Here is a 16,317-nt window from a genome sequence, read left to right as displayed (position 1 = left end):
CGAACAACTGCTCGCAACATTATGGGCGACGGAAAGGCGGGGCAAGGGTAGGCGGAGAAAGCCGGGCCCCGGGCAACACCTTTCGCTGGTACCCCCTGTGCAGGTACTGCTTCCGGCCGTTACCGGGAGAGCAGCAGCGCGAGTGCCAGCCCCAGGGCGCCGATAAGGAACCAGGAAACCAGTGCGGCGGCCAGGGCGCGGGCGCCGGAGACAAACAGCATCCGGAACCGCACTCCCGCACCGAGCGCAAACAGGGAGGCGGCGAAAAGGACTTCCTGTACCTCGGCGGCCACCGCGAGGACGCTTCCGGGGAGCACGCCCGTGGTGCGGACAACAATCAGCACCAGAAACCCCAGGACAAACAGGGGAACCAGCGGCGGGAGCTTCCCAGGAGTTTCCTCCCCGCGGGCCGCCCTCCGCCCCAGGAGCCCGGCGCCGGCGGCCAGGGGAGCAAGCAGGACCACCCGTGCCAGCTTGACGACGACGGCGGCGGCGAGCGCCGCAGTACCTGCGGTCTGTGCCGTGGCCACCACCTGGCCGACGTCGTGGACGGAGGCCCCGGCCCAGATCCCGAAGGTCTCGGCCGGCAGGTCCAGGAGCGAAGCCAGCAGCGGCAGCACCCCGATGGCCAGTGTTCCGCACAGCGTGACCAGTGCGATGGGCACCACCGTGTCTTCGTGCCGCACCCTGCGCGCTGCGGCCATTGCACCCACGGCGGAAACTCCGCAGATGGAGAAGCCGGAGGCAATCAGCAGCGGTTCCTCTCCCGGGAGGCGGAAAGCCCGGCAGATCAGGTACGTTCCGGCAAATGCCGCTGCCACGAGTACCACGATCAGGAGCAGGGCCGGCCCGCCGAGGCCGGCAATGTCGACCAGTGACACTTTCAGCCCCAGCAGTACGATTCCCGCCCGCATAAGTGTTTTGGCCGCTACGGACAGCCCCGGCTTCAGCGGTCCCGTGACGGCCGCCGAGATCCCCGGAAGGTTGGCCGCGAGCAGGCCGAGAACCACTGCAGCCGTCAGGACCGGCAGCCAGGGAAACAACCAGTGAAGCAGATACGCGGGAAGGACGGCAGCGGCGGCGGTAAGCAGGCCGGGGAGCACGGCAGTGCTCTTGCGGCGCAGGGGAGTGCTGTTCACGGTTCCACCCTGCACCACGATGGGAGTACAGCAAAACAGGCAGCCCCCCGCTGCGCCGTTTGGGTGCTGCGGCCCTGCGTTCGGGCACCGGGGGGAGCTCGGTGCGCGGTGCCTTTGTTAGAGTGAGGCACACCCCCTATCTCCCTGAGGCAGCCCATGCACGTGGATCAGATCCGGACGCCCGAACACCCATGGAATGATGCTCCTTCCCAGGTTGCGGCAGAGCTGGGGGTTACCCCGGACACCGGCCTCTCGTCCGACCAGGTGCGGGAGCGGCTGCAGCGCTACGGGCCCAACGAGCTGGCTGCTGGCCGTAAGGTGCCCGCCTGGCGGAAGATCCTGGGGCTGCTGGCGGACCGGCTGATCCTGGTGCTGATCGCTGCCGCCGTGATCAGTGCGGTTGTCTCCCGCGAGTGGGAGACCCCCGTGGTGATCCTGGCCGTCATTACCCTGAACACCGTCCTGAACTACGTCCAGGAACAACGGGCAGAAAACAGCTTGGAGGCGTTGCGCAGCAGCTCGGTTTCCGTTGCCACAGTGCGCCGCGGCGGCCGCACGGTGGACGTGCCCCGAACCGAGCTGGTGCCCGGAGACGTAGTCCTCCTGGAAGCGGGAGACACCATTCCCGCTGACGGCCGGCTGATCGAAGCAGTCCGGCTGCAGGTGGCGGAGGCGGCACTTACCGGAGAATCCCAGCCGGTGAACAAGAACACCGCACCCCTGGCCGACCCCGACCTTCCGGTCGCCGACCGCACCAACATGCTCTACATGGACACCGACGTGAGCCGCGGCCGCGCCGTGCTGCTCGTCACCGGCACCGGCATGCAGACGCAGATCGGCCGGATTGCACACCTGCTGGGCTCCACGTTCGAGGAAAAAACCACCCTCCAGCGCAGCATCGACCAGCTGGCCCGCCTGCTGACCTATGTGGCCCTTGTGGTGGTTGCCGTGGTCTTCGTCCTGGGCCTGCTGCGCGGCGACAGCTGGGAGGACCTGTTCCTGACTGCCGTTTCCCTCGCCGTGGCGACCATCCCCGAAGGGTTGACCGCGGTGGTTGCGTTCACCCTGGCCATGGGGGCCTCCCGGCTCGCTGCGCGCGGCGCGATCATCAAGCAGCTGGCAGCAGTGGAAACCCTGGGCAGCACGTCGCAGATCTGTACGGACAAGACCGGAACGCTCACCCTGAACGAAATGACGGTGCGCCGCGTGTACACGGCGTCCGGCCGGGTTTTCCGGGTTTCGGGCTCCGGGTATTCGACCGAGGGAACGCTGCTCAGTGCTGACGGCCGCCCGGCGCCGGCCCTGACACAGGCCTTTCTGGGTTTTGCCCTCTGCAACGATGCCTCGGTGCGTGACGGCGTGCTCACCGGGGATCCGACGGAGGGTGCCCTGGTGGTCCTGGCCGAGAAGGGCGGCATCGATGCCGACGGGGCCCGCGCCTCCCATCCACGCGTGGCCGAAGTTCCGTTCGATTCGGACTACAAGTTCATGGCGACGTTCAACCGTGAGCCTGCCGACGATGAGGAATCCCGGGGGCAGACTGCCGGGGAACAGGTGTTCTGCTACGCCAAGGGTGCCCCGGGCGTGCTGCTGGAGCGTTCCGAGTTCCTCGCCACCGCCGAGGGCCACCGGCCGCTGGGCACCGAAGACCGGCAGCGGATCCGGGACGAGGTGGAAGCCCTGGCCAGTCAGGGCCTGCGCACCATGGCGGTTGCCGGACGGCCGGTCGAGACGACGCTGCCGGCCGATCCGGATGAGCTGAGGCAGAGCGTGTCCGGGCTCATCCTGTACGCCGTCGTCGGCATCATGGACCCGCCCCGCGCTGAAGCCGCCGAAGCCATTGCCCGGGCCCGGCAGGCGGGGATCAGCGTCCATATGATCACCGGGGATCACCTGATCACGGCTTCCGCCATCGCAAAGGACCTCGGCATCGGAGGGGAGGCAGTCTCCGGCGCCGTACTGGACGGCCTGAGCGACGAGGAACTGCGCCGGCGTGCCCCGGGCTACGGCGTGCTTGCCCGGGTGTCTCCGGAACACAAGATCCGGATGGTCGAGGCGCTGCAGGCCGACGGCGCCGTGGTGGCCATGACCGGCGACGGCGTGAACGACGCCCCGGCACTGAAACGGGCCAACATCGGCATCGCCATGGGCATCACCGGCACCGACGTGTCCAAGGGCGCTGCGAAGATGATCCTGACGGACGACAACTTTGCCACCATCGTCACCGCGGTCCAGGAAGGACGCGGGATCTACGCGAACATCCTGAAGTTCGTGAGTTTCCAGCTCACCACGGCCTGGGGCTTCGTGCTGATCTTTCTGGCCGCCGCGGCGTTTGGCCTTGCCGGGGGAGCACCCTTCACCGCACTGCAGATCCTGTGGGTGAACATCATCATGGACGGCCCGCCCGCCCTGGCGCTGGGTGTTGATCCCGCCGATCCGGACCTGATGAAACAGCGGCCGCGTCCGGCGCGGGAACCCCTGCTGACCGGCAACCGCATCCTGCGGATCCTGTCGATGGGCGTCGTGATGGCTGCGGGCACGTGCGCCGTGCTCTACCTGGCGCCGGAGATGTATCCGGAAAGCGCAGGCGATCCGCTGTTCGCCACCACCCTGGCGTTCACCACCTTCGTGTTCTACCAGGCGTTCAACCTGCTCAACGTCCGCTCGGCAACCGGAAGCGTCTTCTCCCTGCAGACCTTCACCAACCGTGCCATCTGGGTGTCGCTGGCCGCCGTCGTCGTCCTGCAGGTACTGGTGGTGCAGCTGGGCGTGCTGCAGGGGCTCTTCGACACCACCGGCCTGACCTCGGGCCAGTGGTTCCTGGCCCTTGGCGTGGGATCAACGGTGCTGTGGATCTCCGAGATCCGCAAGGCGGCCTCCCGCTACCGGCTGCGGAAGGCGGCGCCGGCTTACCAGGGCGAGGGCTTGTAGTCCTTGAGGAAGACGCCGTACTGGTCCTCGCCGGCTTCGCCCGTGACGATGGGGTCGTAGACGCGGGCTGCGCCGTCCACCAGGTCCAGGGGAGCATGGAAGCCCTCCTCGGCCAGGCGGACCTTGGTCGGGTGCGGCCGCTCGTCGGTGATCCAGCCGGTGTCCACGGCAGTCATCAGGATCCCGTCGGTTTCCAGCATTTCCCCGGCACTGGTGCGGGTGAGCATGTTCAGGGAAGCCTTGGCCATGTTCGTGTGCGGGTGCCCGGGTCCCTTGTACCGGCGGGAGAACTGCCCTTCCATGGCGGAAACGTTCACGATGTACTTCCGGCGGGCTGCGGAGGCAGCCATGGCCGGGCGCAGCCGGTTGACCAGCAGGAACGGTGCGGTGACGTTGCAGAGCTGGACCTCAAGCATTTCGAGGGGCTCCACCTGGTCCACCACCTGGGTCCAGCTGTTGATCGGCGCCGTGTCCGGTACCAGACCGCCGGCGTCAATGGCCGTTCCGGCGCCCAGCTTCTCGAGCGAGGAGGAACCGGCGGTCAGCGCCAGGGAGGTGACGGCGTCCCCGGCCAGCACCGGGTGCTCGGCAATGGATCCGGCCAGCGCGGTGGGATGCGCGTTGTGGGTGTGGCCAAAGGTCACCAGTTCCGGCATCGGGCCGGCCGGCAGGGCCTCGAGTTCGGCGTCGACCAGCGGCTGGTAGGCATTGGAGCTCCGCCGCACCGTCTGCGCAGCGTTGTTGATCAGGATGTCCAGGGGCCCGGCGTCGGCCACCGAGTCAGCCAGGGAAATGACCTGGGCGGGGTCGCGCAGGTCGATGCCGACAATCCGCAGCCGGTGCAGCCAGTCCGCCGAATCCTCCATCGCGGCGAAGCGCCGGGCGGCGTCCTTCGGGAAGCGGGTGGTGATCGTAGTGTGCGCGCCGTCGCGCAGCAGCCGCAGGGCAATGTACATGCCGATCTTGGCGCGGCCGCCGGTGAGCAGGGCGCGCTTTCCGGTGAGGTCGGTGCGGGCGTCGCGCTTGGCATGGCTGAAGGCGGCACATTCGGGGCAGAGCTGGTGGTAGAACGCGTCCACCAGGGTGTAGGGCTGCTTGCAGATGTAGCAGTTGCGCGGCTTGAGCAGCGTCCCGGCGGACGGGCCGTGGGCCGAGGACTTCAGCTGGGCGCCGCGGGTCTCGTCGTCAATGCGGTCCGAGGCGCCGGTGGCGGTGCGGGCGACGACGGCGCGGTCGGCATCCGCTGCGGCGTCCCGCTTTTCGTTCTTCCGGTGCTTTTTCACCGATTTGAACATTTTGGCGGTCGCACGGCGGACGGCAATGTAATCCGGGTGTTCCTCGTCCAGGACGTGGATGGAGGACAGGACCCGCAGGCAGGCCTGCAGGTCTTCGGGGCTCAGGTCGGGGGTGCTCATGAAAGTCGTTTCTGCTGTGTTTCCCGCCGGTGAAAAACACGGCGAAGGCAAGATTGATGCCTTCCGACCTTACAACGAAACGCCGCGGTGCCCGGTATCCCGGGCACCGCGGCGGAGGAAGATCACAGCCGGGGTTTCACAATGAAGGCTGCGCTACACCGGCGCGGCCTCTGCCTCCGGCTCCGGCAGGGAGACCTTTTGCCCCTTGCTGAGCACCGTCAGCCCGGAGGCCGTGACGGTGAACCCCCGGGCCAGGTCAAGCTCCCGGTCCACGCCAATGGTGGCACCGGGCGGGATCTGCACGTTCTTATCGATAATGGCCCTCCGGACCACGGCCCCGGCGCCGACACGGATCCCGTCCATCAGCACCGAATCGGAGACCACCGCACCGTTGTCCACATAGACATCCGGTGCCAGCACCGAACCGGTGACGGTCCCGCCGGAGATCACCACACCGTTGGAAACAATGGAGTCGAACGCGGTCCCGGCCTGGTCGGCGGCACTGCGGACAAACTTCGCAGGCGGCGAGATGCTCTGGCGCGTGTAAATGGGCCACTGCAGGTTGTAGAGATTGAAGGCCGGCAGCGGAGAAATGAGGTCCATGTTGGCGTCATAGTAGGAGTCCAAGGTACCGACGTCGCGCCAGTACTGGTGGTCGCTGCCCGTGGCCCCGGGAATGACGTTGTGCGAGAAGTCGTACACGGCGGCATCTCCCCGGTCCACAAAATAGGGAATGATGTCACCGCCCATGTCGTGCTTGGTGATCAGCCGCTCGGCATCAACCTTCAATGCCTCCACCAGCGCATCGGTGTTGAACACGTAATTGCCCATGGAGGCCAGGAACATGTCCGGGTCATCGGGCAGCCCCGGCGTGGTGGCGGGCTTTTCCACGAAGGCCCCGATCCGGCCCGGGCTCTCGGGATCCGTTTCGATGACCCCGAACTGGTCCGCAAGGTGCAGCGGCTGGCGGACCGCGGCCACCGACACCGAGGCGCCGGAGGCAATGTGGGCCTCAACCATCTGCGAGAAGTCCATCCGGTACACGTGGTCGGCACCGATGACCACCACGATGTCTGGGCGGGCGTCGTCGATCAGGTTCATCGACTGATAGATGGCGTTTGCGCTGCCCAGGAACCAGCTCTTGCCCACCCGCTGCTGTGCGGGAACGGACGCGACATAGTTCTGCAGCTGGGTCGAGAGCCGCCACGTCTCCGAGATATGGCGGTCCAAGCTGTGGGACTTGTACTGGGTCAGGACAACAATCTGCAGGTATCCCGAATTCACCAGATTGGATAGTGCAAAGTCGATAAGCCGGTATCGCCCGGCAAATGGAACGGCAGGTTTTGCACGGTCCGCTGTCAGAGGCATGAGGCGCTTGCCTTCTCCGCCTGCAAGGACAACGGCCAGGACCTTCTTTGGCGCCATTTTGTGTTTCCCCTGTTTCCGCTTCTTGTCTAACGTTGCTTGCTTTGCGCTCATTTCTGCCGCGGCGCCAACCGCGCAGTAATAAGTCTGCTGTCCTTCACACTAGATCACCCGAGCGCCGGTGCACTACGTTGGTTTAGTGCGAGTAGATATTGTGTCCAAGGAATTCCCGCCCGAAATCTACGGCGGAGCAGGCGTCCACGTAGCCGAACTAAGCCGGGTGCTGGCTGCGGAAGTGGACCTTCGGGTCCATTGTTTCGGTGCCCCCCGGCCGGCCGATTACCACGGAGCCGCGGTCAGCACCTACGCGGTGCCCGCGGAACTGGACGACGCGAACCCGGCCGTCCAAACGCTGGGCACGGACTTGGAAATCCTGAAGGGTCTGGCGGGTGCAGATCTCGTGCATTCACACACCTGGTACGCGAACATGGCCGGCCACCTCGGCTCGCTGCTGTACGGCATTCCGCACGTGCTCAGCGCGCACAGCCTGGAGCCGCTGCGTCCGTGGAAGGCTGAACAGCTCGGCGGCGGCTACGCCCTGTCCTCCTGGGTGGAAAAAACAGCGTACGACGCCGCGGCCGCCATCATCGCTGTGTCCGAAGGCATGCGGCAGGACATCCTGCGCAGCTATCCCGAAGTGGACCCGGCGAAGGTCCGCGTGGTGCACAACGGCATTGATGTGGACCTGTGGCATCCGGACAACGACCCGGAGGGGATCCGTGCGCTGGGGATCGACCCCGAACGCCCCAGCGTCGTTTTTGTCGGACGCAACACCCGGCAGAAGGGCGTGCCCTACCTGCTGAGGGCCGCGGCACTGCTGCCTGCCGAGGTGCAGCTTGTCCTCTGCCTCGGCGCTGCGGATACGCCGGAGCTCGCCGCCGAAACCGGCATCCTGATCGACGAGCTCCGCCAAAAGCGCAGCGGCGTCGTGGTGATTGAACGGATGCTGCCCCGCGCCGAGCTCATCAAGGTGCTCAGCTCCGCAACCGTCTTCGCCTGCCCTTCCATCTACGAGCCGCTGGGAATCGTCAACCTGGAAGCCATGGCCTGCGGCACCGCCGTCGTCGCCTCAGCCACGGGCGGCATTCCCGAGGTGGTGGACTCCGGCGTCACCGGGCTGCTGGTGCCGCTGGAGCAGCTCTCGGACGGCACCGGAACCCCGCTGGACCCGGAAGCGTTTGTCCGGGACTTTGCCGCGGCGCTGACCGAAGTGGTGACCGATCCGGAACGCGCCGCAGAAATGGGCCGCGCCGGCCGGGTGCGTGCCACCGAGGAATTCTCCTGGGCATCGATTGCGGCCGCCACGCTGGAGGTTTACCGCTCCGTGCTTCCGCAGGCAGGCTGACCGCAGCCACGCTCCGCCGCTGCGCTTAACTGCGCGGGAGGCCCCGGCCGGTTACCCGGCCGGGGCCTCCCGCGTTTCAGGCGTGTCTGTCCCTAGCGCCTGGCTTTGGCTGCCTGCTTCTTCCGCTGGATCAGGATCTTCTCATCCACCGGAGCTGCGCCGCTGGCACGCATCAGGCGCTGGTACTCCGCGGCTTCGTCCTGCCGCGTTTTTTCCGCGCCCGAGGCGACGGAGGCCCGCAGGTGCTCCGCGCCGTAACCGAAGGCATCCACCAGATCCAGCGCGTGCGGCCGGATCTTGGCCAGCAGCCGGTTGATGTAAGGGCCCAGGGTGCGCGCCCGCTGCGAGGACAACCGGCCGTGCATCAGGTACCAGGACAGGTTCTTCTCGATCAGGCACAGGCCAAAAAGGTCCCGCATCCATGTCATGACCTGCCGGGTTCCGGCGTCTTCGATGCCGTCCAGGGCCCGGGTGAAGGCCTCCCACTGCAGCAGTTCGGAGTGGGCGCGCGCCGCCTCGATCAGGTCATGCTGATTGTTGTTGAAGACGGCCGCAGCCTTGTCCTTGGGCAGCTTGCGCGCTTCGCGCAGGGCGCCGGCCACTTCGGCCACCATCGTACCCACGCGGTCCGTCAGCAGGTCACGCTGGGTCCTGGGATCACGCAGCGCAATGGCGGACTTCTTTTCCGAGCCGGTGTCGGCAAAGGCCTGGACAATCTGCCGCAGACCGGTGCGGTGCATGGTCCGGTCGGTGGCCTGTCCCACGGCGTAGCGGGCCAGGACGCCAAAGTCCGCCCCCGCGAACTCCTTGGCGTAGTCGGCCAGCAGCCGCTTGGCCACCAGCTGCAGCAGGACGGTGTTGTCGCCTTCGAAGGTGACGTAGATGTCCAGGTCCGCGCGCAGAGCGGTCAGCCTGTTCTCCGCCAGGAAACCGGCGCCGCCGGTGGCCTCGCGGGCTTCCTGCAGCGTGTCCAGGGCATGCCAGGTGGAAAGCGACTTCAGGCCAGCGGCGAGGGTTTCCAGGTCCTGGCGGTCCTCATCGGTGTCATGCGCGCCGGAGAACACATCGTCAAACTTCTGCAGCAGTTCCTCGTGCGCAAAGGACGCAGCGTACGTCGTGGCCAGCCGCGGCAGCAGCCGGCGCTGGTGCTGCTGGTAGTCCATCAGGACTTCCTCGGTGATGTCCGAGGCACCGTTGAACTGCCGGCGCTCGGTGCCGTACTGGATAGCCGTCTTCAGGGCGAGCTTGCTGGCCGCCACAGCCGCGCCGTCCAGGGACACCCGGCCCTGGACCAGCGTGCCGATCATGGTGAAGAAACGCCGGCCCGGGCTTTCGATCGGCGAGGTGTAGGTGCCGTCCGCCGCCACATCGCCGTAGCGGTTGAGCAGGTTGGTGCGCGGAATACGGACGTTGGAAAAGTGCAGCCGGCCGTTGTCGATGCCGTTCAGGCCGCCCTTGACGCCGTCGTCCTCGCCGCCGATGCCGGGCAGGAAGCCGTTGTCGTCGCGCAGGTCAACGTAGAAGGCATGGACGCCGTGGTCCACGCCGGCGGTGATCAGGTGGGCGAAGACGACGGCGGCCCTGCCGTGCACGGCGGCGTTGCCGATGTAGTCCTTCCAGGCGGCGCGGAAGGGGGTGTTGATGATGAATTCTTCGGTACCGGCGTCATATTCGGCGGTGGTGGCAATGCTGGCGACGTCGGATCCGTGTCCGGTTTCGGTCATGGCGAAGCAGCCGGGGATCTCCAGGCTCATGATGCCGGGGAGCCACTTTTCATGGTGTTCCCGCGTGCCCAGGTGCATCACGGCGCCCCCGAACAGGCCCCACTGCACGCCGGCCTTGATCTGCAGGGACGGGTCCGCCACCACCAGCTCGTCGAATCCGGCAACGTTGCCGCCGTGGTTGTCTTCCCCGCCCACGTAGGCGGGGAAGGCCCGGTGCACCGCCTTGCTGTCCGCAAGGATCTTCATCTGGGTCATGACCCGTTCACGGTGCTCGGTGTACGGCAGGCCGGCAGGCGTGTGCAGGGCTTCCTCGGCGGCGAGCGCGCGGGCCTGGAGGCGGACGTCCGCCCATTTGCCCAGCAGCGCCCGGCTGAGGGCTTCCACGTTGACGACGGCGGTGTCGTCGTCGCGCACGGAGGTGCCGGCGGGGATCTGGCGTTCCGGTTTGGAGGCTACTTGCGTCATTGCGTGTCCTTCTCGTTGTGGCTGTGAGAGCGGTGGATGCTTCTGGTGGGGCGGATGGAACGGGTTCGCCGGGCTTTGCGGGCGCCGGCGAATAGCAGCAGGGGAGCGGGCCGGGGGCTCATCCGGGGCCCGGCTCGTAGCCGATGCCGTCAAAAAGCCAGACGGTGAGCTGTCGGGTCATCTCGGCCTCGCTGGGTTTGTCCGGCCCCGGTTCCGCGGCCAGCCACCTCTCACCGGCGGCGCGGACCATGCCCAGGGCCGCCGTCGGCCAGAAGTCGGCGGCGACGCCCAGCTTCGGGGCAGTGGAACCGCTGTCCAGGTAGGCCCGCATGGCGCGGTCCATCATGCCCGTGATGGCCTCGAAGAAGGAGGACAAGCTCTCCGCGAACCGGGGTTCGGTGGTGCCCGTTGCCTCTCCCGCGGTGACGAAGGCATAGACGTTGGGCGACGTCTGCGCCATTTGGAGATAGGCGGAGACCATTGCCTGCAGTCCGGCGCGGGGTGACTCGGCGGTGCGGCCCGCGGCCAGGATCTTGTCCTGCATCTGTGACAGCACAATGTCTCCCATGGCCTGCTGCAGCCCGGCTTTGTCCCCGAAGTAGCGGTAGTACACGGACTTCGAGGTTCCGGACGCAGCGGCAATCTCCTCCATGGAGGCACCCGCACCGAGGGTATGGACGGCGCGGCGGGCGGCTTTGATCAGGTCGACGCGGCGTTCCGTGCGGTGGGCCTCCCAGCGCAGGGACCGGCCGTCCGAGGGTGCGGGGGAGCGATCCGGGGAAGACGCCGGTGTTGAGGAGGAGGGGTCTTGCAGAGCAGTGTTCACGATACTCAGCGTATCAGGTACGCTGGGTTGCAGTAACTCCCCTCACATTTTGCATTTCTTCCAAGGAGAACAGAACCATGGCTGAACAGCCCCAGGCCGAACGCGCGGCAACCGGCGGAACCACCCCTGCTCCCGCCGTCCGCAAGGCCGTTGTTATCGGCGGAAACCGGATCCCCTTTGCCCGCTCCGGCGGAAAGTACACCTACAGCTCCAACCAGGACATGCTGACCGCAGCGCTTGACGGGCTCGTTGCCAGGTTCGGGCTGCAGGGCGAGCGCATCGGCGAAGTAGCCGGCGGCGCGGTCCTGAAGCACTCCCGGGACTTCAACCTCACCCGCGAGGCAGTGCTGGGATCGGCACTGTCGCCGGAGACCCCCGCCTACGACGTGCAGCAGGCCTGCGCCACCGGCCTGGAGACCGTCATCAGCCTGGCGAACAAGATCAAGCTCGGACAGCTCGAGTCGGCCGTCGCCGGCGGTGTCGATTCCGCCTCCGACGCCCCCATTGCCGTCAGCGAAGGCCTCCGCCGGGCACTGCTGGACCTGTCCCGGGCCAAGACGGCCAAGCAGAAGCTGGCCGCCGTCGCCAAGATCCGCCCCAAGGATCTGTCCCCGAACGCACCGTCCACCGGGGAGCCGCGCACCGGGCTGTCCATGGGCGAACACCAGGCCCTCACCACGGCCCAGTGGAAAATCACCCGTGAAGCGCAGGACGAACTGGCCCTGGCCAGCCACCGCAACATGGCCGCAGCCTACGACCGCGGCTTCTTCGATGATTTGGTCACCCCCTACCGCGGCCTGTCCCGCGACGCCAACCTGCGCCCGGACACCACCATGGAGAAGCTGGGCAAGCTGAAGCCCGCGTTCGGGCGCAGCCTCGGCGATGAAGCCACCATGACCGCAGGCAACTCCACGCCGCTCACCGACGGCGCCTCCGTGGTGCTGCTGGGCTCCGAAGACTATGCCCGGGAACACGACCTGCCGATGCTGGCGAACATCGTGGACGCTGAAGCCGGCGCCGTCGACTTCGTCCACGGGAAGGACGGGCTGCTCATGGCTCCGGCCTTCGCTGTTCCGCGCCTGCTGGCCCGCAACGGCCTCACCCTCGATGACTTTGATTTCTTCGAAATCCACGAAGCCTTCGCCGGCACCGTGCTCAGCACGCTGGCCGCCTGGGAGGACGACGAGTTCTGCCGCACCCGGCTGGGGCTGGAAGGTCCGCTCGGAACCGTCGACCGCTCCAAGCTCAACGTCAACGGCTCCTCGCTTGCCGCCGGCCACCCCTTTGCCGCCACGGGCGGGCGCATCGTCGCTTCGCTGGCGAAGATGCTGCACGAGAAGGGGTCGGGCCGCGGCCTGATCTCCATCTGCGCTGCCGGCGGCCAGGGCCTCGTTGCGATCCTCGAGGCGCGCTAATCATGAATGACGCGTACCTGAACCTCGTGAACACCGGCATCACCAAGGAAATCGCCAAGAAGCTGGGACTGCCGCGCCCGTCGATCCTGCGGCGCTTCGATCCGGCCAAGCCCCTGGTCCCCGGACCCGTCCTGGTCCTGGGCAAGGGCGAAGCAGCGGACGCGCTCTCCCAGCTGCTGCTGGGCTGGGACCAGGACGTCCGCAGGCACGCCACCCCCAAGGAGAAGCTCGGAGCGATCCTGCTGGTCCTTGATGCCGCAGCGGCCCCGGAGGACCTGGGGGACGCAACCCTGGCCGCGGGTGCGGCCCTGCGCGACCTCGCCCCGGGCGGACGCGTCGTCACGGTGTCCCGCCCCGCAGCCGAGGCACAGGAGCCCGAGGCTGCTGCGGCACGGCAGGGAGTGGACGGTCTGCTCCGTTCCATCGCCCACGAACTGCGCGGCGGTGCCACGGCTAACGGCATTGTCCTGGCCAACGGAGTGCAGGCCACGGCTCCGGGCGCGGCGGCGGCGCTGCGGTTCCTGCTGTCGGGCAAGAGCGCCTACGTCAGCGGACAGTTCATCACCGTCGGCTCCGACGCCGGCTCGCTGCCGGCGGACTGGAACGCGCCGCTGGCGGGCAAGGTGGCCGTAGTGACCGGTGCGGCACGGGGGATCGGCGCCGCGATCGCCAGGATCCTGCACCGCGACGGCGCCACCGTGATTGTGGTCGACGTACCTGCAGCGGGCGAGCAGCTCGCCCGGGTCGCCAACGAGATTTCCGGCACCGCCCTGCAGGTGGACATCACCCGCGACGACGCCGCCGACCGCATCCTGGCCCACGCCAAGGAACGCTACGGGCACCTGGACATCGTCATCCACAACGCCGGCATCACCCGCGACAAGCTGCTGGCGAACATGGATGAATCCCGGTGGCAGTCCGTCATTGCCGTCAATATCGCCTCCCAGCTGAAGATGAACCGGACCCTGCTCGCCTCGGACACCTTCAGCGCCGAGGGGCGGATCGTTTCGCTGGCTTCCACCAGCGGCATCGCCGGCAACCGCGGCCAGACCAACTACGCAGCATCCAAGGGCGGAGTCATCGGCATGGTCCGGGCAACGGCGCCGCTGATGGCACCGCGCGGCGGGTCCATCAACGCCGTCGCGCCCGGTTTTATTGAAACCGACATGACCGCGGCAATTCCGGCCCTGACCCGCCAGGTGGCCCGCCGCCTGAGCAGCCTGCAGCAGGGCGGACTGTCTGTCGACGTCGCCGAGACCATTTCCTTCCTGGCTTCGGATGCGGCCGCCGGGGTGAACGGACAGGTTGTCCGGGTCTGCGGACAGAACATGGTGGGGGCATGACCGACACCCAGCTCACCGAGATCCCCACGCTGGGAAAGCTCTATGTCGGCGCCCTCGGCTCGGCGGCCAAGGCGCGGCTTTCCTCCGCGCAGGCACCGCAGACGCTTCCTGCCGCCCGCCACACGGTGCTCGATGCCCGGGTCGACCTGGAACGGCTGGCGGACTTCCAGCGGCTGGTGCAGCACAGTGCCTCCGACTACCTGCCCTCCGGGTTTGTGCACACGTTTGCCTTTCCGGTGGCCATGAGCCTGATGTCCAGGGACGACTTTCCGCTGCCGCTGCTGGGGATGGTGCATCTGCGGAACAACACGGAGCATCTGAGGCCGATCCACTACACCGAACCGCTCACCGTCACCGCCTGGGCGGAGAACCTGGCGGGGCACCGCGCCGGCACTTCCGTGGAGCTGGTCGCGGAGGTCAGCGCGGGAGGCACCGTCGTGTGGCGCGGACGGTCCACCTACCTGGCCAAGGGTGTCTTCCTGCCGCGTTTTGACCGGCCCGATGCCCGCGCGCCCCGTCCCGACTTCGTGCCTCCCCAGCCCACCGCGCTGTGGCGCCTGGGGGCCGATTTCAACCCCATCCACCTCAGCCGGCTATCGGCCAAGGCGCTGGGCCAGAAACGGTCACTGGCACACGGCATGTATCTGGCCTCGCGGGTGGTTGCCGACATCGTACAGAACCGGCAGGAGCCCTACGAGTGGTCCATCGACTTCGACTCCCCGGTGTTCCTGCCGGCTGCCGTGTCGCTGTCAATTTCGGACACGGAGGGGGAGGACGGGTATTCGGGCTCCACGTTTGTGGGCTGGAACCAGCGTTCCCTTCGCCGCCACTTCGCCGGCGCCGTGCGGGCGCTGCCGGAGTAGGCCCTCAGCGGCTGTTAGGGTGCCCACATGACTGAACTGGACACGTTGCTGGACCCCTTGCTGGTCACCGCCCGGAACCTGGACGCAGCGGACCCGCTGGCGGGCTTCCGGGAACGCTTCCTGGAAGCCGAGGGGGTGAGTGCGTACCTGGACGGCAACTCGCTGGGCCGTCCCCTGCGCGCCACCGCTGAGCACCTGCAGGACTTTGTCCGGCAGCAGTGGGGCGGCAGGCTCATCCGCGGCTGGGACGAGCAGTGGCTCGAGCTGCCGCAGCGGCTCGGCGACGAGCTGGGCGCGGTGGCGCTGGGAGCCGCCGCCGGGCAGTGCATCGTGGCGGACTCGACGACTGTCCTGCTGTACAAGCTGGGCCGGGCTGCCGCTGCGGCCCGGCCCGGGCGGACGGAAATCCTCCTGGATGCGGATAACTTCCCCACCGACCGGTACGTCATGGAGGGCATTGCGCAGGAGTGCGGGCTGACGCTGCGCTGGGTTCCGGCCGACTACGACGGCGGCATCACCCCCGAGGCCGTGGCCGCCGCCGCGGGACCGGAGACTGCCCTGGCCGTCTTCAGCCATGTGGCCTACCGCTCGGGCTTTCTTGCCGATGTTCCCGCCGTTACCAAGGCGGTGCACGACGCCGGGGGACTGGTGCTGTGGGACCTGTGCCACTCCGCCGGCGCGGTTCCGGCGGAGCTTGATGCCTGGGGCGTGGACTACGCCGCAGGCTGCAGCTACAAGTACCTCAACGGCGGCCCCGGCGCGCCCGCCTGGGCTTACGTGGCCCGCCGCCACCAGGAGGATTTCTCCCAGCCGATCCAGGGCTGGCTGGGGAGCTCGGACCCCTTCGGCATGGCCCAGGGCTACACTCCGGCCCCCGGGATCCGCCGGCTGGTCTCCGGCACGCCCCCGGTGCTCGGAATGCTCCCCGTGCAGGACATGGTCTCCCTGATCGCCGAGGCCGGGATCGGAGCCGTCCGGGCAAAGTCGGAGGCGCTCACCGAGTTCGCCCTGGCCGCGGTGGACGCCCTGCTGGTGCCGCACGGCGTCGTCGTGGCGTCCCCGCGCCAGCCGCAGAGACGCGGCAGCCACATCACCGTTGACCATCCGGCGTTCAAGGCCGTCACCGCCGAACTCTGGAAACAGGGGGTCATCCCCGACTACCGGAACCCGTCGGGAATCAGGCTGGGCCTGTCACCGCTGTCCACCTCTTTCGAAGAAACGCTGACCGGGGTGGCCGCGATTCGCGCGGAACTGCTGCGCTAGCTCGGGCCCGGAACGCGGCCTCCCGGTCTCGGGAGGTCGCGGAATTGACAACCGGCATGCGGCAGGAGCCATAATGTTAGCGCTCACATGGCTATGTGATGCACTTCTCACCCTCGATCTTGCCGGTGCGCGGCGGGGCGGCACAGCGCGCGCGGACCGGCAG

At 67.6% G+C, this 16,317-nt stretch carries 10 protein-coding genes and 1 pseudogene; 6 read left to right on the top strand and 5 right to left on the bottom strand.

Translation table 11 applies throughout. The features are described from left to right. Positions 1-119 precede the first annotated feature (119 nt). The gene (locus tag M1D40_RS09615; RefSeq protein WP_461168679.1) at positions 120-1,139 is read right to left on the bottom strand and encodes a YeiH family protein; all 1,020 of its coding nucleotides are present in this window, start codon (positions 1,137-1,139) and stop codon (positions 120-122) included. 156 nt (positions 1,140-1,295) lie between these two features. On the opposite strand from M1D40_RS09615, the gene M1D40_RS09610 reads away from it, so the two are divergent. Further along, entirely contained in the window at positions 1,296-4,070 is a 2,775-nt protein-coding gene (locus M1D40_RS09610) for a cation-translocating P-type ATPase (RefSeq protein ID WP_461168678.1), read from the top strand. On the opposite strand, the gene M1D40_RS09605 is transcribed toward M1D40_RS09610, so the two are convergent. Beyond that, positions 4,049-5,485 (bottom strand): SDR family NAD(P)-dependent oxidoreductase, encoded by a 1,437-nt coding sequence (locus tag M1D40_RS09605; RefSeq protein WP_461168677.1) that lies wholly within the window; start codon positions 5,483-5,485, stop codon positions 4,049-4,051. The genes M1D40_RS09610 and M1D40_RS09605 overlap by 22 nt on opposite strands. A gap of 162 nt (positions 5,486-5,647) precedes the next feature. Further along, positions 5,648-6,910, bottom strand: a pseudogene (gene glgC / locus M1D40_RS09600) (glucose-1-phosphate adenylyltransferase); the annotation flags it as partial. A gap of 139 nt (positions 6,911-7,049) precedes the next feature. On the opposite strand from glgC, the gene glgA reads away from it, so the two are divergent. Then, on the top strand, positions 7,050-8,255 hold the full coding sequence (gene glgA / locus M1D40_RS09595; RefSeq protein ID WP_341393163.1) for a glycogen synthase: 1,206 nt from the start codon (positions 7,050-7,052) through the stop codon (positions 8,253-8,255). A gap of 92 nt (positions 8,256-8,347) precedes the next feature. On the opposite strand, the gene M1D40_RS09590 is transcribed toward glgA, so the two are convergent. Beyond that, positions 8,348-10,444: an acyl-CoA dehydrogenase family protein gene (locus tag M1D40_RS09590; RefSeq protein ID WP_341393162.1), complete on the bottom strand. Its 2,097-nt coding sequence runs from the start codon at positions 10,442-10,444 to the stop codon at positions 8,348-8,350. 118 nt (positions 10,445-10,562) lie between these two features. Then, a complete protein-coding gene (locus M1D40_RS09585) occupies positions 10,563-11,270 on the bottom strand; it encodes a TetR/AcrR family transcriptional regulator (RefSeq protein ID WP_461168676.1) in 708 nt (235 codons plus the stop codon). Between the two features lie 77 nt (positions 11,271-11,347). Between M1D40_RS09585 and M1D40_RS09580 the strand changes: the two genes are divergently transcribed. From M1D40_RS09580 to M1D40_RS09565, 4 genes are read left to right on the top strand one after another with little or no spacing between them, the layout of a single operon-like run. After that, complete coding sequence (locus M1D40_RS09580) at positions 11,348-12,685, top strand: acetyl-CoA C-acetyltransferase (RefSeq protein WP_461168675.1); 1,338 nt, start codon at positions 11,348-11,350, stop codon at positions 12,683-12,685. 2 nt (positions 12,686-12,687) lie between these two features. After that, positions 12,688-14,028 carry a 3-oxoacyl-ACP reductase gene (locus tag M1D40_RS09575; RefSeq protein ID WP_461168674.1) on the top strand — a complete coding sequence of 447 codons (1,341 nt, stop codon included), beginning with the start codon at positions 12,688-12,690 and terminating at the stop codon, positions 14,026-14,028. After that, positions 14,025-14,891, top strand: a complete 867-nt coding sequence (locus M1D40_RS09570) for a MaoC/PaaZ C-terminal domain-containing protein (protein ID WP_461168673.1) — start codon at positions 14,025-14,027, stop codon at positions 14,889-14,891. Before M1D40_RS09575 ends, M1D40_RS09570 begins: the two co-directional genes overlap by 4 nt. Positions 14,892-14,918: 27 nt before the next feature. Then, complete coding sequence (locus tag M1D40_RS09565) at positions 14,919-16,154, top strand: kynureninase (protein WP_461168672.1); 1,236 nt, start codon at positions 14,919-14,921, stop codon at positions 16,152-16,154. Positions 16,155-16,317 lie beyond the last annotated feature (163 nt).

This window comes from Arthrobacter sp. Z1-15 (assembly GCF_054792395.1).
Note: the sequence above shows the minus strand (reverse complement) of the source record. Positions and strands in the feature narration are given on the sequence as shown.